General features: G+C 53.2%; 12 protein-coding genes. 3 read left to right on the top strand and 9 right to left on the bottom strand.

The features are described 5' to 3' along the window. Nucleotides 1–11 precede the first annotated feature (11 nt). A complete protein-coding gene (locus ACQ0PY_RS15830; protein ID WP_044258571.1) occupies nt 12–1,028 on the top strand; it encodes a Gfo/Idh/MocA family protein in 1,017 nt (338 codons plus the stop codon). A 94-nt stretch (nt 1,029–1,122) separates the two neighbouring features. Here the strand turns inward: ACQ0PY_RS15830 and ACQ0PY_RS15825 are convergent, their stop codons facing one another. The 7 genes from ACQ0PY_RS15825 to atoS form a co-directional block, all read right to left on the bottom strand. Further along, nucleotides 1,123–1,878 carry a MurR/RpiR family transcriptional regulator gene (locus ACQ0PY_RS15825; protein WP_043000060.1) on the bottom strand — a complete coding sequence of 252 codons (756 nt, stop codon included), beginning with the start codon at nt 1,876–1,878 and terminating at the stop codon, nt 1,123–1,125. Between the two features lie 192 nt (nt 1,879–2,070). Beyond that, nucleotides 2,071–3,255, bottom strand: a complete 1,185-nt coding sequence (locus ACQ0PY_RS15820; protein WP_109740416.1) for an acetyl-CoA C-acetyltransferase — start codon at nt 3,253–3,255, stop codon at nt 2,071–2,073. Between the two features lie 30 nt (nt 3,256–3,285). Continuing rightward, nucleotides 3,286–4,608, bottom strand: coding sequence for a TIGR00366 family protein (locus ACQ0PY_RS15815; RefSeq protein ID WP_043000062.1), 1,323 nt, complete (start codon nt 4,606–4,608; stop codon nt 3,286–3,288). Beyond that, on the bottom strand, nt 4,605–5,255 hold the full coding sequence (locus ACQ0PY_RS15810; protein WP_043000063.1) for a 3-oxoacid CoA-transferase subunit B: 651 nt from the start codon (nt 5,253–5,255) through the stop codon (nt 4,605–4,607). The genes ACQ0PY_RS15815 and ACQ0PY_RS15810 overlap by 4 nt, the downstream gene beginning before the upstream one ends. Continuing rightward, nucleotides 5,255–5,917 carry an acetate CoA-transferase subunit alpha gene (atoD, locus tag ACQ0PY_RS15805; RefSeq protein ID WP_043000064.1) on the bottom strand — a complete coding sequence of 221 codons (663 nt, stop codon included), beginning with the start codon at nt 5,915–5,917 and terminating at the stop codon, nt 5,255–5,257. The genes ACQ0PY_RS15810 and atoD overlap by 1 nt, the downstream gene beginning before the upstream one ends. Nucleotides 5,918–6,114: 197 nt before the next feature. Beyond that, on the bottom strand, nt 6,115–7,500 hold the full coding sequence (gene atoC / locus ACQ0PY_RS15800; RefSeq protein ID WP_109740415.1) for an acetoacetate metabolism transcriptional regulator AtoC: 1,386 nt from the start codon (nt 7,498–7,500) through the stop codon (nt 6,115–6,117). Beyond that, nucleotides 7,497–9,323, bottom strand: coding sequence for a two-component system sensor histidine kinase AtoS (gene atoS / locus ACQ0PY_RS15795; RefSeq protein WP_446894154.1), 1,827 nt, complete (start codon nt 9,321–9,323; stop codon nt 7,497–7,499). The genes atoC and atoS overlap by 4 nt, the downstream gene beginning before the upstream one ends. Before the next feature lie 174 nt (nt 9,324–9,497). Between atoS and rcsC the strand changes: the two genes are divergently transcribed. Continuing rightward, the gene (rcsC, locus tag ACQ0PY_RS15790) at nt 9,498–12,344 is read left to right on the top strand and encodes a two-component system sensor histidine kinase RcsC (RefSeq protein WP_044266185.1); all 2,847 of its coding nucleotides are present in this window, start codon (nt 9,498–9,500) and stop codon (nt 12,342–12,344) included. A 51-nt stretch (nt 12,345–12,395) separates the two neighbouring features. On the opposite strand, the gene rcsB is transcribed toward rcsC, so the two are convergent. Together rcsB and rcsD are read right to left on the bottom strand one after the other, a co-directional pair. After that, entirely contained in the window at nt 12,396–13,046 is a 651-nt protein-coding gene (gene rcsB / locus ACQ0PY_RS15785; protein WP_001061917.1) for a response regulator transcription factor RcsB, read from the bottom strand. 15 nt (nt 13,047–13,061) lie between these two features. After that, complete coding sequence (gene rcsD / locus ACQ0PY_RS15780; RefSeq protein ID WP_044258583.1) at nt 13,062–15,731, bottom strand: phosphotransferase RcsD; 2,670 nt, start codon at nt 15,729–15,731, stop codon at nt 13,062–13,064. 740 nt (nt 15,732–16,471) lie between these two features. Here rcsD and ACQ0PY_RS15775 point away from each other — a divergent pair. Beyond that, nucleotides 16,472–17,602 (top strand): porin OmpC, encoded by a 1,131-nt coding sequence (locus ACQ0PY_RS15775; protein ID WP_043000069.1) that lies wholly within the window; start codon nt 16,472–16,474, stop codon nt 17,600–17,602. Nucleotides 17,603–17,659 lie beyond the last annotated feature (57 nt).

Raw genomic sequence — 17,659 nt, 5'->3', positions numbered from 1 at the left:
GGAAATGTGTAATGAACAAAATCAATGCCGCGGTGGTGGGGGCCGGTATTTATGGCAAACATCATATCAATGCGTATCACTATAATCCGTGGGTGAACCTGGTGGGGTTTTGCGAGATCAATCCGGACATCCGCGCCAACGTTGCGGCGGAGTTTCAGGTGCCTGGTTATGCCTCGCTGGCAGAGTTGTTTGCCGCGACGGACGTTGATCTGATATCAATCGCGACGCCGGATCCGTTCCACTTTGATGCCACGATTGAAGCCATCAGGGCGGGCAAACACGTGCTGATTGAGAAACCGATGGCGACAACGTCAGCGGAATGTCGGGAAATCATCCGCTGTGCGCAGCAACAAGGAGTGAAGATTGGCGTTGATTACCACAAGCGTTGGGACGGGATGGCACAGCATATTCACCATGAGTTGCTGAAACCCGAAACCGGTCAGGTCCTGCGTGGCTATATGAGCATGGACGATATTATCGACGTGCCGAAAAACTGGCTGTCATGGGCGAATGAGAGTTCTCCCGTTCATTTTCTCGGAACGCATTGTTTTGATTTGATTAGATATTATATGAACGGCGCCAATGCGGTGAGCGTCTATGCGATAGGGCAGAAGAAGAAGCTGGTGGCGGAAGGCGTTGATTCCTGGGATACCATTCAGTCGTTTGTCACCTTTGATAATGGCGCGCAATGGACCGTTGAAGTGGGGTGGTGCTTACCACCTTCATTCCCCAAAGCAAACGATGGTCGTAGTTTTGTTATTACCGAGAATAACTATTATCGCGCCGACGCGCAGTTGCGGGGATATGAAATGTTCACCCCTCAGCGCAGTGCAACGCCAAATTATAATTTTATTAATTACGTTAATAATAAAGCCAGTGGCTATGGGATTCAGCCAATACATGATTTTGTTGAGCACATATTATTTGATACCCCTTATCTGGCAACCGCTGATGATGGGTTGCAGGCGACGTTAATATGTGAAGCCGTGCATCATTCGTTATCGACAGGACGTATTGTACAGTTATAACTCATCGGTAGTTTACGCCTCATAAACCGTTTTTCTGGCTTTAATTTCTCTGATTAAGGCAGGGTTCGTTATTCCCCCTCAACCCGGTCGATGATCATCGTTTATGAGGCGCCTTTTCATTATTCATATTTAGATAGCAATATTGCAGCGCGTGGAAAAAAAGCGTGTGTAAAGACATTTTCAGTGCGGCGAAACTGAGGGGGCTGACGCTGGACTGAGGCGTATATAAGGTTACATCGGCAAGCGTCGCGCCGCTCTGATGGCAGGCGACTGCCAGTGAGGCGGCCTCATGCTCACGAATCAAGGTAATGAGTTGATTATCCGGCTCATCTTTGAGTCCAGGAAGCAGGATCACGGAATCACAATCCGTCAGGGTGTTTGTCAGCAATGAATGGGCATTCTGGTACTCTACGGGAATGCAGACTTTACCAATATCACTATAATCCTGAATGATATTGCTGAGTAATGAACTCAGTTCTCGCGGATGACAGAAATAGAGGTTACGGCTGGAATTAATAATTTCAAAGAAAGTATTAAGGGCCGCAGGGTTATTATTATTAATAAACTCGCCAAGAATAACATTGTTTTTCGTTGCCTGGGCCGGAAGCAGTGCCTCAGGTTCGCTGCGCAGACACTTAATTAAATCATATTTAAATGAAGTAAAGCCGGTATAACCGAGAGATTGCGCAAAGCGAACAATGGAGGGTTGGCTGGTTTGCGTCTTTTTTGAAATTGCCGTCGACGTCAGTTTTTCCGCGCCCGATAATGTAGCCAGAATGTAACGGCTAATTGTTTGCTCCGCGTGCGTACCTGTTTTTACCAGTAACTGAAGTTGTTCGATAATGTTCATTGAGGTCCCTCGGTTTTGTTTATTATGACAGATACACTTTATCCTTCAAGCAGCCTCTGTGTTGGCGACGAAGCGACCCAGCTCGTCCATGAGCCTCGTCCCTTTAAGCCAGCGCAAGCGTTGTTCAAAATGCCTGCTGCCTGTTGTCCTGCGACTCGAAGGATTTAGTGTCTAACCAGGGGACCCCAGGGGTTAATTCATCCTTTCCACAATCATTGCAATACCCTGACCGCCGCCGATGCACAGCGTTGCCAGACCCAGCGTTTTATCCCTGGCGGAAAGCGCATGCAGCAATGTCACCAGGATCCGCGCGCCGCTGGCGCCGATCGGATGCCCAAGCGCAATCGCGCCACCGTTCACGTTCACCTTTTGTGGGTCGAAGCCCAGCGTCTTGCCGACGGCAAGGAACTGCGCGGCAAACGCCTCATTGGCTTCAATCAGATCGATATCGGAAAGCTGCAATCCGCATTGTTGCAGGGCTTTCTGCGTGGCGGGTACCGGCCCCATCCCCATCAGCGCTGGCGCGACGCCGCCGCTGGCATATGACTTAATGCGTGCCAGCGGTTTCAGTCCTGCCGCCAGTGCGGCAGATTCTTCCATGACCACCAGCGCGGCCGCGCCGTCGTTGATCCCAGAGGCGTTGCCAGCGGTGACGGTGCCGGCCTTATCAAACGCCGGACGCAGTGCCGCAAGACCTTCTGCTGTTGAGTCAGCCTTGGGGAATTCGTCGCGGTCAAAGACAATGGTTTTTTTACGCGACGTGACGCTGACCGGCACAATTTCGGCCTCAAAGGCGCCAGAATGGATGGCGGCGACCGCTTTTTGCTGAGAGAGCAGTGCGAGCTCATCCTGCATGTCGCGGCTGATACCGTATTCACGGGCGACGTTTTCGGCGGTGATCCCCATGTGATAACCATGGGTGGCACAGAGCAGACCGTCACGCAGAATCACATCCGACAACTGGCCGTCGCCGAGGCGATAACCCCAGCGGGCTTTCGCATCCAGCAGATAGGGGGCCAGACTCATGTTTTCCATGCCGCCAGCAACCAGCGCCTGTGCCTGACCGGCCTGAATTGCCTGGGCGGCCAGTGCGACGCTTTTGAGCCCTGAACCGCAGACTTTGTTGACGGTAAACCCGCAGACGGTTTCGCTAAGGCCGCTTTTTAACAGTGCCTGGCGCGCCGGGTTTTGTCCCAGACCGGCCTGCAACACGTTGCCCATGATCACTTCATCCACACGTTGCGGGTCGAGTTGCGCGCGTTCCAGCGCGGCGCTAATCACAGTCGCGCCAAGTTCGATGGCGCTGGTGGTGGCCAGCGCGCCGTTGAAGCCGCCGATGGCGGTACGTACTGCGCTGACGATGACACAATTTTTCATCTTCTGTTCCTTAAAAGTGAGTCGCTGCCGTCAGAAAAAGGTCAGACCGACAACAAAAATGACACCGGAGAAAAGCAGGGCGGTGATGCAGTACCCCATGATGTCGCGAACCCCCAACCCGGCGATGGCCAGTGCGGGAAGCGCCCAGAAGGGTTGCGCCATGTTCATCCACTGCTCGCCGTAGGCAATCGCCATCACGGATTTACCCAGATCGGCCCCTAGCGCTTGCGCGGCTGGCATGACGAACGGTCCCTGAATAACCCAGTGGCCACCGCCTGACGGCACGGCAAAGTTGATCAGCGCAGAGCTGAAGAAGGTCATGACCGGGAAGGTGTCTTTATTGGCGACGTTGATGAAGAACTCGGTGATGAGTCCTCCGAGACCGGAGTGCTCCATCATCAACTGGATACCGGCATAGAACGGGAACTGCACCAGGATACCGGCGGTGCTGCGCGCAGCGGCACTAATGGCGCGCATATAGGCCATCGGCGTTTTGTGCAGCAGCAGACCGGCAATCATAAACATCAGGTTGACGGTGTTGATGGTGATGTTGAACCCTTTCTCGGCGAAGTAGATCCCGAGATAAGCGATGCCTAATGCCCCAATGATCAGCGCCAGGATTCGGCTCTCTTCCAGTTTTTCGGACGGAGGCGCATCTGCTGGCAAGGTCTTCTGGAAATCAGGCTCTTCCATCAACAGTTTCGGATCGACGCTGACAACATCCGACGGTTTTGGCGTCATCATGCGGGTGATAAACGGCATGACCACAATCAGACCGAGAGTGATGAAGATGTTGAAACCGGTAAACAGGGTGTCGCTGACCGGAATCAGGCCCGCAATGTGTTCCACCGGGTTACCCGGCGTTGCCGCCAGCAGGGGCATCGAGCCGGAGAAGCCGCCGCCCCAGGTCAGAAAACCGATATAAGCGCAGGCAATCAGCAGCGGATAATCGGATCCCGGCACGCGACGGGCAACTTCACGGGCAAACATCGCTCCCACTACCAGACCGAAGCCCCAGTTGATGACGCAGGCGACGGAGCCAAAGAAGGTCACCAGCATTACGCCCTGCGCGGGCGTTTTTGCGGCAGACGCGGCAGTACGCAGCAGGTTTTTCACCGGACCGGAACTGGCCAGCGCGTGACCTGTCACGATGATCAACGCCATCTGCATCCCGAAGGCCAGCAGATTCCAGAAGCCATCCCCCCAGAAACGCACCATACTGATCGGCGTTTGCGGCGTCAGCCACAGCGCGATGCCGAACGTCAACAGCGTCAGCAGCATGGCGAAAATCAGGGGATCGGGCAGCCAGCGACTGACGAAGCGCGTCATGAAACGCGAGATACGGCCGATCATGCTTCACCTCGCTGAACGACCAGATCGGCGGCAATGTCAAACTGCGCTTCTGTTTTTGCTCGCAGAGTATCGAGGTCGCACCCGTCGACGATTTCCGTCAGCCACATTTTGCCGTCGATAAAGCGGAACACGGCGAGTTCGGTAACCAGCATATGCACCGCATGTTGGGCCGTCAGTGGCATGGTGCAGTGGCGAAGGATTTTCGCCGAGCCGTCTTTCGCGCAGTGTTCCATCGCGATAATCACTTTGCGCGCTCCGGTTACCAGATCCATCGCGCCGCCCATCCCAGGGACCATTTTGCCGGGCACGACCCAGTTCGCGAGGTTAGCCTGTTCATCAACCTGCAACCCGCCCAGTACGCAGGCATCGACGTGGCCGCCACGAATCAGCGCGAATGACATCGCGCTGTCGAACATCGCCGCACCCGGTAATATTCCGCAGGGTTGACCACCGGCGTTCACCAGATCGGGATGCGCGGTCGTGACCGGTCCCAGTCCGAGAAATCCGTTCTCTGATTGCAGGGTGATATGAATGTCATCCGGCAGATAGTTGGCGACCATCGTCGGCAGGCCAATGCCTAAATTCACAACATCACCATCGCGAAGTTCTTGCGCCACACGGCGCGCAATACGTTGTTTAGCATCCATTATTTGCTCTCCTGTGGCATGACGATATGGTCGATAACGGCGCCGGGGGTGACTATCTGATCAGGCAACAGATCGCCTGTCTCAACGAGTTCGTCAGGTTCCACCAGAGTGATATCGGCGGCGAGGGCAATAAGCGGGTTGAAGTTGCGGGCGCTGAGTTGGTAGGTCAGGTTGCCGAGTGGGTCGGCACGGTGCGCGCGGATGAGTGCCAGGTCGGCACGCAACGGTCGCTCCAGTAGCCAGGTTTTGCCGTCAAGTGTCAGGGTTTGTTTGCCATCTTCCACAATAGTGCCGACGCCGGTTGGGGTCAGGAAGCCGCCGAGTCCAGCACCGCCGCAGCGGATCTGTTCAATCAGCGTACCCTGCGGCACCAGCTGAACGTCCATCTCTTTGGCGATCATCCGACGCCCGGTTTCCGGGTTAGTGCCGATATGGGACGCAATGACTTTGTTCACCCGGCCATTGACGATCAGCGGGCCGATGCCGGTATCGACAAAGGCGGTATCGTTGGCGATCAGTGTCAGGTCTCTGACGCCGGATTCAAGTAAGGCTTCGACAAGGCGGGGCGGGGTCCCGACCCCCATAAAACCACCAACCATGATGGTCATGCCGTCACGAAAGAATCCGGCAGCGTTCTGTAAGGTAATCAGTTTTGTTTTCATTATGTTTCCCTTTTGCATACTCCATTTTGGGTACACAAAGGGAATAGCAAGCGGGATGCCAGAATGGCTAACGGACAGGGATATTAGTTAACCTGTTGAATATAATTAAATATTCATGGGGGTGTTGTGTGATCTTAGTGCGGATGCTATGCAGAATTTTGCGCACTGTGCAAAATTCTGCATAGCAGATTCTGGTTCTACAAGCCTGCCGTATCGATACCGTATTCCTGCAATTTATACATCAGGGCACGTCGACTGATGCCTAACATCAGGGCGGCGCGGGTGCGGTTTCCTTCATGCTGTTCAAGTACCTCGATAATGATCCGCTTCTCTTCGCGTTTAATCTCTTCTTTCAGATTGCGTTCACCAGGCTGTGTGGCCTTTATCTCGCTGCCACCACCCACCGGCTGGCGGAGCGGGGCAGGCAGATCTTCTGCAAAAATGACGGCGCCGGTATTCATCACCACCGCCCGCTCAATGACGTTTGAAAGTTCGCGGATGTTTCCGGGCCAGGGCCAGGTGGTAAGCATTGACATGGCTGCCGGATCGATCTCAATAATGTCGCGCTGATTTTCCGAACTGAATTTCTGCAGGAAGTGGTTAGCCAGCAGCGCAATGTCTTCCCGTCGTTCGCGCAGCGGGGGAAGTTGCAGATGAATCACATTCAGACGATAGAACAGGTCTTCACGGAAAGCGCCTTCTTTCACCATCGCATGGAGATCGCGGTTGGTGGCGGCGACGATGCGGATATCCACCTGAATCGTCTGATGCCCGCCCACGCGTTCGAATTCCCGTTCCTGCAGAATGCGCAGTAATTTAGCCTGGAGCACCAGCGGCATTTCACCAATTTCATCGAGTAGCAGCGTTCCCTGATGAGCGCGTTCGAACAGTCCCTGACGCTGAGTTTGTGCGCCGGTGAAGGCCCCTTTTTCATGACCGAACAACTCGCTTTCCAGCAGCGACTCCGGTAACGCGGCGCAGTTGATTTTGATAAACGGACCGTTTGCCCGGCGCGAATTGTAGTGAATAGCGCGCGCAATCAACTCCTTGCCGGTACCGCTTTCACCACTGATCAGAACGTTGGCCTGCGACAGGGCAATTTTCGCCGTGTCTTTGCAGATATCCATCATCCGCGGACTGTTGGTCAGGATATGTCCCCACTGCCAGCTGGTGCTCAGCGCCTGATGCAGGTTGCGGATCTCCTGTTTCATCGCCTGCAGTTGCAGGGCGCGTTGGATCAGTAAATTCAGTTCATCGAGATCGAAAGGTTTGATCACGTAATCAAACGCCCCGCTGCGTAATGCTTCGACGGCAGTTTCGACTTCGGCATAAGCGGTCATCAGGATCACGGGGATGCGCGGCTGCTGAGTGCGCATGACTTTCAGGGCGTCGATCCCGTTCATTTCCGGCATGCGGATATCCATCAGCACCACATCCGGTGGAGCGTCGGCAAAGCGCTGCAACGCTTCCTCCCCGTTGCTGGCACAGTGCGTTTCATGCCCCTGTAGCGAAAAGGCGGTGGTGAGCATGCGACGAACGTTATCTTCGTCATCCACAATGAGGATACGGTAGCGGGTTTTCATACTGACAAGTTTCCCTGCGGGTTAATCGGTAAAATAAGGGTAAACGTCGCGCCACATCCGGGCATGCTGGAGACGTGAATATCACCCTGATGAGCATTGATAATGCGTTGGCTGAGCGCGAGTCCAAGCCCTGTTCCTGAGGCTTTGGTGGTGAAAAAGGGGTCAAAAATCTTTTTCTGTAGCGCGATATCAATCCCACCGCCGTTATCTTCAATCGCCACGGCTTGTTGCGTGGCTGAATATTGCCAGGTGCGAATGCGGATTTCACCGCGTGCGTTGATGGCCTGCACGGCATTAATCAAAAGATTGAGGATCACCTGTTTTAACAGTTCACGATCGGCAACGATGGCAGGCAGCCCCGTATCCTGTTCAAAGTTGAACGTGATCCGTGCCTGAACGCCGGAGGTTTGCACCAGAATCAGCGTCTCTTCGATCAGCGAATTGAGCAGCACTTGCTGCCACTGGCTTTGTCGCGGCCGGGAGAAATCCAGCAACTGCTGAATGACTTTGTTGATGGAATCAATTTCTTTTAGTACCACGGACAGATATTCCTGATGCACAGGCAGGCTGGTTTGTTGACGGATGATCTGCACATAACCCCGGATGGCGGTGAGCGGATTACGTACCTCATGCGCCACCCCGGCCATCAGTTCACCCAAAGTGGCAAGTCTCTCGGTTTGCGCCAGGCGACGCTGCGTTTCTTTGCGGGCGGTCAGGTCGGAAAAAATCACCAGCGCACCGATCAATTCACCATTGGGGTTATGAATACGGCTGGTGGTGACACTGAGTTCGATGGTGCGGTCGCGCGCCGGAAAGCTAACTTCCTGTGCCAGATGCTCCGTCCCGTGCGCCAGGGTATCGAGAACCGGGCTGGCAAAATGCGGGTCGGAGAAGAGGGTGGCATAGGGGCGACCGACCAGTTCATTGAGCGTATAGCCGGTAATCATTTCCGCCGCAGGGTTCATGGTGGTGACATCGCCCTGTCTGTCGATTGCGATCACCCCGTCGGCGGCGTTTTCAATGATCAGATCGTTAAGGGTTTTCGTTTCACGCAACGTTTGCGCCAACGCGTTAACGCTGCGGCTAATTTGCCCCAGTTCGCCAGGCAGATTGGGAAGTTGCGCTGGCGTTTTTTGCGCCAGCGTCGACAGACCGTCCGTGATGATGTCGATATTGGCGCCAAGGCGTCGGGAAAACAGCACGATCAAGAGCAGGCTACAGAGCAGACCTGCCGCCAGCACCGCAATGATGCGCACGTCCATCCTCCACGCCTGACGCTGGATATCTTCCGTCAACTCATTCGCCCAGATGTAGCCCAGCACGTCGCCATCCCGGGTGATGGGGATCATGGAGTTAAGAATATCGCCGCGCACCTGGCGACCGGAAAAGACGACCGGGGCATTGCTGCGCATCACTTCGCGTCCGGGGTGATCGGCGGCAATCGTCACGCCAACGTTATTTTGGTACAGCGCGGAAGGGGCGTAGGTCACAATCGCATCCAGCGCTTTGTTATAGTAGCCCGCGCCGACGCCCGGAAATGCCTGAGTGATCCGCTCAGTGATGGGGCCGAGTTCGGTATTCAGCGCCTGAATACGTTCGTCCCGCGGCAGCGCCGTAAAATGGGTAAAGCGATCGCCCAGCGCCTGATCGAGCAGGTGTACAACGGCAGATAATTTTTTCTCTTTTTCAGATAAGACTGCTGACCGTCCTTCGGTTTCTACGATATAACCAATCGACAGCGTCGGCACGATGACCATCAGAAGCGCCATCAGGATCATCTGATTGCGTAAGCGTCGCGGGTATAACCCTCTCAAAAAGCGCATGCTGGCATCCCTGTGACCCATTTTCTGACAAACGCTAATTATCGGGGGTTGCGGCAACTGTTTCTCAGCGGTGTATCATATTCCCGCAAACGCAGGCGCGGGCATTGCGACGACGCGCATTTACCGCTACCTTAACCACACTCCATTTATCGCCTGAGGCGGAGCTTCGCCCTTTTGAAATACCTTGCATCCTTTCGCACGACCCTGAAAATCTCGCGCTATCTGTTCAGAGCGTTGGCGCTGTTGATTTGGCTGCTGATTGCCTTTGCTTCGGTGTTCTACATTGTGAACGCCTTGCATCAGCGGGAGTCAGAGATCCGCCAGGAGTTTAATCTCAGTTCCGATCAGGCCCAGCGCTACATTCAGCGCACGTCGGATGTGATGAAAGAGCTCAAGTACATCGCGGAGAATCGCCTGACGGCGGAGAACGGCGTGTTGTCTTCGCGGTCGCGTGACGATAAAACCGAGGTGCCGACCTTTCAGCCGCTGTTTGCCGATTCCGACTGCGCGGCAATGGGCAACGCCTGGCGCGGATCGCTGGAGTCGCTGGCGTGGTTCATGCGCTACTGGCGTGACAACTTTTCCGCTGCGTACGATCTGAATCGTGTATTTCTCATTGGCAGCGATAATCTCTGCATGGCGAATTTCGGCCTGCGCGATATGCCCGTCGAGCGCGATAACGCGCTGAAAACGCTGCACGAGCGGATTATGAAGTACCGCAACGCGCCGCAGGATGAATCCGGAAACAATCTCTACTGGGTGGCGCAGGGACCACGTCCAGGGATCGGCTATTTCTACGCGCTGACGCCGGTTTATCTGGCAAACCGCCTGCAGGCCCTGTTGGGCATTGAACAATCCATTCGAATGGAAAATTTCTTTACGCCGGGCAGTCTGCCGATGGGCGTGACCATTCTGGATGAAAATGGGCATGCGTTGATTTCGCTGACCGGGCCGGAAAGTACCATCAAGGCGGAACCTCGCTGGATGCAGGAACGCTCCTGGTTTGGCTATACGCCGGGCTTTCGTGAGCTGGTGCTGAAGAAAAATCTGCCGCCGTCTTCGTTAAGCATCGTCTATTCCGTTCCGGTCGATCTGGTGCTGGAACGGATCCGGATGCTGATTCTGAATGCCATTCTGCTGAATGTGCTGGTAGGTGCGGCACTGTTTACCCTCGCGCGGATGTACGAACGACGGATCTTTATTCCGGCGGAAAGCGACGCCCAACGGCTGGAAGAGCATGAGCAGTTTAACCGTAAGATTGTCGCGTCCGCGCCGGTCGGGATCTGTATTCTGCGCACCGTTGACGGTATTAACATCCTCAGTAACGAGCTGGCGCATACCTATCTGAACATGCTCACCCATGAGGATCGACAGCGGCTGACGCAAATCATCTGTGGACAGCAGGTGAACTTTGTCGATGTGCTGACCAGCAATAACACCAATTTGCAGATTAGCTTCGTCCATTCCCGCTATCGCAATGAAAACGTGGCGATTTGCGTGCTGGTGGATGTTTCCGCCCGCGTCAAAATGGAGGAGTCGTTGCAGGAGATGGCGCAGGCGGCTGAACAGGCGAGTCAGTCGAAATCGATGTTCCTGGCGACCGTCAGCCACGAGCTGCGCACGCCGCTGTATGGCATTATCGGTAACCTTGATCTGCTACAAACCAAAGAATTGCCAAAAGGGGTCGATCGCCTGGTGACGGCGATGAATAACTCTTCCAGTCTGCTGCTGAAAATCATCAGTGACATTCTCGACTTCTCGAAAATCGAATCGGAGCAGTTGAAAATTGAGCCGCGTGAATTCTCGCCACGTGAGGTGATGAGCCACATTACCGCGAACTATCTGCCGCTGGTGGTGCGCAAGCAGCTCGGGCTGTACTGCTTTATCGAACCGAATGTGCCGGTTGCGCTTAATGGCGATCCGATGCGCCTGCAACAGGTGATTTCTAATCTGTTGAGCAACGCGATTAAATTCACCGACATCGGCTGCATTGTGCTGCATGTCAGCCGCGACGATGATTATCTTAGCATTCGGGTGCGGGATACCGGCGTCGGGATCCCGGCTAAAGAAGTGGTGCGCTTGTTCGATCCGTTCTTCCAGGTCGGTACGGGCGTGCAGCGCAATTTCCAGGGAACGGGGCTGGGACTGGCGATTTGCGAAAAGCTGATCAGCATGATGGATGGTGACATTTCGGTTGATTCTGAACCAGGGATGGGGAGCCAGTTTACAGTGCGTATTCCGCTGTATGGCGCGCAGTATCCGGCGAAAAAAGGGCTTGATGGACTTGCCAGAACACGTTGCTGGTTGGCGGTGCGTAATGCGTCTTTGTGCCAGTTTGTCGAAAACAGCCTGACGCGTAACGGTGTTGAGGTGATGCGTTATGAAGGGCAGACACCGGCGAGTGATGACATGTTGATCACCGACGATGCCCTGGAACAGCCGTGGCAGGGGCGGGCAGCGGTGATTTTCTGTCGGCGCCACATTGGTATTCCACTGGAAAGGGTGCCGGGGGAATGGGTACACAGCGTGGCGTCGCCGCATGAACTGCCGGCGCTGCTGGCCCGGATCTACCGTATTGAGCTGGACGATGAGGAGCTCTCCTCCGCGTTACCGGCTCCGGAAAAAGCGGCGGCCACCAATGATGACATGATGATCCTGGTGGTTGACGATCATCCGATTAACCGCCGCCTGCTGGCCGATCAGCTGGGATCGCTCGGGTATCAGTGCAAAACCGCCAATGACGGCGTGGATGCCCTGAACGTGCTGAGCAAAAACCATATCGATATCGTGCTGAGCGACGTAAACATGCCGAATATGGATGGCTATCGACTGACACAGCGCATACGTCAGTTAGGGCTGACTTTACCGGTAGTTGGGGTGACGGCCAACGCTTTGGCCGAAGAGAAGCAGCGCTGTCTGGAGTCGGGGATGGACAGTTGTCTGTCGAAGCCGGTCACGCTGGACGTTATCAGGCAGACGCTGGCGGTGTATGCGGAGCGGGTCAGGAAAACGCGAGCATAAAAAAGCCCGGTAAGCGCTGAAACTTACCGGGCTTTTTTACGTCTGCAAGAATCAGTCTTTGTCTGCCGGACTCAGGGTCACGGAAGAGAGATAGTTCAGCAGTGCGATATCGTTTTCAACGCCCAGTTTCATCATTGCTGATTTCTTCTGGCTGCTGATGGTTTTGATACTGCGGTTCAGCTTCTTGGCGATTTCAGTCACCAGGAAACCTTCGGCAAACAGACGCAGAACTTCACTCTCTTTCGGAGAGAGACGTTTGTCACCGTAGCCGCCCGCGCTGATTTTTTCCAACAGGCGAGAGACGCTTTCAGGGGTGAACTTTTTGCCTTTCTGCAGCGCAGCCAGCGCTTTCGGCAGGTCTGTTGGCGCGCCCTGTTTCAGGACAATCCCTTCGATATCGAGATCAAGCACCGCGCTCAGGATTGCCGGGTTATTGTTCATGGTCAGAACAATGATCGACAGGCTTGGGAAATGACGCTTGATGTATTTGATCAGGGTGATCCCATCGCCGTACTTGTCGCCCGGCATAGAGAGATCGGTAATCAACACGTGTGCATCTAATTTTGGCAGGTTGTTGATCAGTGCTGTGGAGTCTTCAAATTCGCCAACAACATTCACCCACTCGATTTGCTCAAGTGATTTGCGAATACCGAACAGTACAATCGGATGGTCATCGGCAATAATTACGTTCATATTGTTCATGTAAAGGCTACCTTGCTACAGCAAGCTCTTGACGTAGGTGTCAATGTCGCTGATGTATTTTTCTATTCCTGGAGCATCTTTCTCACGAATCAGATGTTCCAGCGTTTCACATAACTGCTTGCCGGGTACCAGATTTAGCATGGCAAACACGCCTTTCAGGCGGTGAGCCGTTTGGGCTAGCGCAGCAAAATCGCTGATTGCAGCCTCAGTATACAACCTCTTAACATCATCCGGTACTGTGTCTACAAATAGTGCGTAATAACCGCTGGCATGAAGTTCGGCGTTTTCATCACCTCCCAGAGGGGATTCCGGGATCGCTTCTTGTGCCAGTTGCTCTTCAATTAGTTGTAGTACAGCTTCCTGCATAGCGTTGCTCATATTAAAGTTGACGCGAAGCTGGCCTGGGCCAATTTTCCGCACGCCTGACTCATCATCGCTTAAAAGCAAGCCGGAGGCAGTAAGATTAGACGGATTATCAGTTAAAAAGAGATCATATTCTTGACTTATGAGTCTCTCATCCGGGGTGATGCAGGTCGCTCCCCAGTTTTCCAACTGGCGAAGCACGATATTGCGCACCTCGTTAGAGGTCACGTCGATCATCACGCTGACATCATCCAGCAGACGCTCTTCGTCTTCTTTATGCTGGTCGAGCGGCGTCATTTTAACATGGACTGTATAGCGTGTACCCAGCGCATCTCGCGCTTTTATGCTCAAATGTCCGCCAAGTTTACGTGCCAGCTGATCGCATAACCAAAAGGCCAGCGGATTGGCTTTACCGTAACGGTCTTTCTGCGTCTCACTGATGAACGGGAAATGCAGGTTGTCAATTTCGCTTAACGTCACGCCTTCGCCGGTATCCAGAATGCGGAACGTCAGGCGCTCGGCCACCGATTCGTCCTGATCAACCTCGAGCGTGATTTTGCCAATCTGGGTAGTTGTTACCGCGTACTGCATCAACAGCAGTAAGATCCGTCGCAGTGCATCGCGATCGCCATGTCGTTCGTCGTTTGCCTTCAGATGGTTGTTGATGAGCAGTTGCAGGCCTTTACGCTTCATCGCGGGCAGCACTTGCGGGACGACTTCGTCAATTAACGCCTGAACCGAGAAGAGGGTAGGCTCACTCTTCCAGGCGTCGTTTTCCAGCATGTTCGCCAGTTGAATTTCATCGATCATGCGGACCAGTACATCGGCATGATTCGCCAGTTGCTGTGCATCAGACGTTTGCAATTGAGCAACTTCCGCTGCCAGCGTTTTGACCGGCTCTTTCAACGTCTCGCTGATGTTTTGCATAAAGGCGACGCGGCCCTGCTGATTTTTTTCATATAACCGCTGAGCCTGTTTGAGCTTTTTGTTCACCAGCACTTCACGATCCTGGTCGCGGATAATAAAGATCTGGGTGCGTGGAGCGACCTGGCTGCGGAACAGGCGTATCTCATACAGCTCGTTATTGACGGTCGCCTGGATCACGCCCTGATGCTGTTCCGCCATGCTGGTGATGTTTTGCAGATTCAGATGCGGCAACAGATGGTCGGCAATTTTGTTACTCATCACTGTGCGGTTCGCTTCTTGATCATGCACCAGCAGACCCAGCGGCAGTAGGGAGACAATCTCTTCGTTAATCGCGCGCAGAATCCGTAGCTCATTATTAGCTGCGGTATTCGGCGCGACTTCCGTTGTGCGTCCCGGCTGGTTGCGGAAGGTGGTATAGCCGAACAGGGCGAGCGCCAGCAGCCCGATATTCAGCAATAGCGGTAACAGGATGTTTTGCAGCGTATCGAGCAGTAGGGTGCCAAACGGCACCTGCCAGACCAGGCGCATTCCCGTCGAGTTCAGCGCCGACGAGATTTCAATTTTCGAACTGTTAAAGCTGATGCTTACGCTGTCGGGCGATTCTTTATCTGCATTGCGTGCGCTGGCTGGAGTCGTGTCAGGCTCAAGGCGGAAGCTGTCCAGTGGCATGCCGGGAGGAATTAAGTCGTTGATGGGCAGGTCAAACGCGACAACGGTCGCCAGGTGTCCCGGCTGATTAAACGTGGTTCGCAGCGTAAAATAGTGGCCGTTTTGCCATGCCAGCCGACGCAGCGATGAGAAACTTTCCCGTTCGTCAAGCGCATTGGCCTGCTGGAGCATTTCTGCCCGACGGGAATCGACAATGCTGCCGATGGTCGACTCTTTAAATCCCGAAGAGAGATCTTTTAACGGCAGCGTCGAGATGAGCGTCAGGCTGTTATCCTGCCCGTTGAGATAATACATGGACCACGGCACCGTCTCAGCGCCCCACAGCGTGTCGAGGTAGGACGAGATGCGCTGCGTCATTTCCAGCGTTGAGCTGTCATGCGAGCCAAAGATCAGCGCTTCGGTTTTTCGCCGCGGTTTTTCAAGATAGTAAACGTCCTGTTTCAGGCGAGTTTCCTGCAATCCTTCGCTGCTCGACGGATTCGTCGTCGCGGCGATGTTGTCATAGATTTGCCAGGTCGCGTAACGCCAGGTATCGATACGCTTATGAATTGCATGGGTGATATCGACGATTTGATAGCTTTTATCTTTCAACCAGGCGTTAACCGCGCTTTGCACCATCACGCCCATCGTCACCAGCAACACAATGATCAGCAATAAAAAGAAACGGGTAATGCTTCCCGGCAAGAGGGAAAATCGGGACGTAGCCGTTGTATCAGACTGACTCATTCGTGGTTATGACCTGTAAAACAACGCAGAAGGTGAAAGGGCAGTATAAAGGGTACGGTGTGAATTTCCACACTCTCTACTCATTGATGTTCTGCATTTTTTGCCAAAAAGAATTCATCAGTTAAATGGCGTAAAAGTGTACAGGCCCACCAGAGGCGTACACATATTCCCCGTCAAGTGTGAAGAAATAGCACGAAATAACAAGAAATCGGTTTCTGATATCAGTCAGTGACTGAGTGAAGGTAAATAGTTAATAGTTGTTATTATTTTTATGCGGTAGCACATAAAGAGAAAATAAGTGTAAAGAAGGGTAAAAAAAAACCGGACGCATCGCATCCGGTTGAAATAGGGGTAAACAGACATTCAGAAATGAATGACGGTAATAAATAAAGTTAATGATGATAGCGAGAGATATTTTAGAGATGCATGACGATTTTGTTTTGTCATTCAGTGCTATCAAACTTATTTGTGTAATTAATTGTTTTATATGTATTTTATATATTTCTTGAGTGATCGTGCTTATTTTTTGTCTTTTTGAAGCAAAAAAAAAGTTCCTTGGAATTTACATTTTGAAACATCTATGTGGATAAATGAAACATCTTAAAAGTTTTAGTATCATATTCGTGTTGGATTATTCTGCAATTTTGAGGAGAATGAACTTGCCGACTGGTTAATGAGGGTTAATCAGTATGCAGTGGCATAAAAAAGCAAATAAAGGCATATAACAGAGGGTTAATAACATGAAAGTTAAAGTACTGTCCCTCCTGGTACCAGCACTGCTGGTAGCAGGCGCAGCAAATGCGGCTGAAATTTACAACAAAGACGGCAACAAATTAGACCTGTTCGGTAAAGTCGACGGTCTGCATTATTTCTCCGATGATAAAAACGCTGATGGCGATCAGACCTACATGCGTATCGGCTTCAAAGGCGAAACCCAGGTTAACGATCAGATCACCGGTTATGGCCAGTGGGAGTATCAGATCCAGGGTAACGCGCCTGAATCCGAAAACAACTCCTGGACTCGTGTTGCCTTCGCCGGTCTGAAATTCGGCGATGCGGGTTCTTTCGACTACGGTCGTAACTACGGCGTTGTGTATGACGTCACGTCCTGGACCGACGTCCTGCCAGAATTCGGTGGGGATACCTACGGTTCTGATAACTTCATGCAGCAGCGTGGTAACGGCTTCGCGACTTACCGTAACGCTGATTTCTTCGGTCTGGTTGATGGCCTGAACTTTGCCCTGCAGTATCAGGGTAAAAACGGTAGCCCATCTGGTGAAGGTGCTGATGGCATCGCTTACACCGGCGTGACTAACAACGGTCGTGAAGCGCTGCGTCAGAACGGTGACGGCGTTGGCGGTTCTGTAACCTATGACATCGGCGAAGGCTTCGGTCTGGGTGCGGCAGTGAGCAGCTCCAAACGTACTGATGAGCAGAACAGAGCGATCTACCTGGGTAACGGCGATCGCGCTGAAACCTACACCGGTGGCCTGAAATACGACGCTAACAACCTGTACCTGGCGGCGCAGTACACTCAGACCTATAACGCAACGCGTGTAGGCGGCGAAGGTTGGGCAAACAAAGCGCAGAACTTCGAAGTGGTTGCTCAGTACCAGTTCGACTTCGGTCTGCGTCCGTCCGTTGCTTACCTGCAGTCCAAAGGTAAAAACCTGGGGACTCTCAACGGTCGTAACTACGACGATGAAGATCTGCTGAAATATGTTGATGTGGGCGCAACCTACTACTTCAACAAAAACATGTCCACCTACGTTGATTACAAAATCAACCTGCTGGATGACAACAACTTCACTCGTGATGCCGGTATCAGCACCGACGACGTTGTTGCACTGGGCCTGGTTTACCAATTCTAAGTTTGCTTAATGTCGATAAAAGGCCCTGCGGGGCCTTTTTTTGTGCGGTTTTTCGGC

This window comes from Citrobacter sp. LST-B2 (assembly GCF_057983045.1).
This window is presented reverse-complemented; position numbering and strand designations above follow the sequence as displayed.

Excerpts from the sequence above, each read along its gene's own strand:
- ACQ0PY_RS15825 (WP_043000060.1), bottom strand. The coding sequence starts at position 1,878 with ATGAACATTATCGAACAACTTCAGTTACTGGTAAAAACAGGTACGCAC.
- ACQ0PY_RS15810 (WP_043000063.1), bottom strand. The coding sequence starts at position 5,255 with ATGGATGCTAAACAACGTATTGCGCGCCGTGTGGCGCAAGAACTTCGC.
- rcsD (WP_044258583.1), bottom strand. The coding sequence starts at position 15,731 with ATGAGTCAGTCTGATACAACGGCTACGTCCCGATTTTCCCTCTTGCCG.
- atoC (WP_109740415.1), bottom strand. The coding sequence starts at position 7,500 with ATGAAAACCCGCTACCGTATCCTCATTGTGGATGACGAAGATAACGTT.
- atoS (WP_446894154.1), bottom strand. The coding sequence starts at position 9,323 with ATGCGCTTTTTGAGAGGGTTATACCCGCGACGCTTACGCAATCAGATG.
- ACQ0PY_RS15820 (WP_109740416.1), bottom strand. The coding sequence starts at position 3,255 with ATGAAAAATTGTGTCATCGTCAGCGCAGTACGTACCGCCATCGGCGGC.
- rcsB (WP_001061917.1), bottom strand. The coding sequence starts at position 13,046 with ATGAACAATATGAACGTAATTATTGCCGATGACCATCCGATTGTACTG.
- atoD (WP_043000064.1), bottom strand. The coding sequence starts at position 5,917 with ATGAAAACAAAACTGATTACCTTACAGAACGCTGCCGGATTCTTTCGT.
- ACQ0PY_RS15815 (WP_043000062.1), bottom strand. The coding sequence starts at position 4,608 with ATGATCGGCCGTATCTCGCGTTTCATGACGCGCTTCGTCAGTCGCTGG.
- ACQ0PY_RS15830 (WP_044258571.1), top strand. The coding sequence starts at position 12 with ATGAACAAAATCAATGCCGCGGTGGTGGGGGCCGGTATTTATGGCAAA.
- ACQ0PY_RS15775 (WP_043000069.1), top strand. The coding sequence starts at position 16,472 with ATGAAAGTTAAAGTACTGTCCCTCCTGGTACCAGCACTGCTGGTAGCA.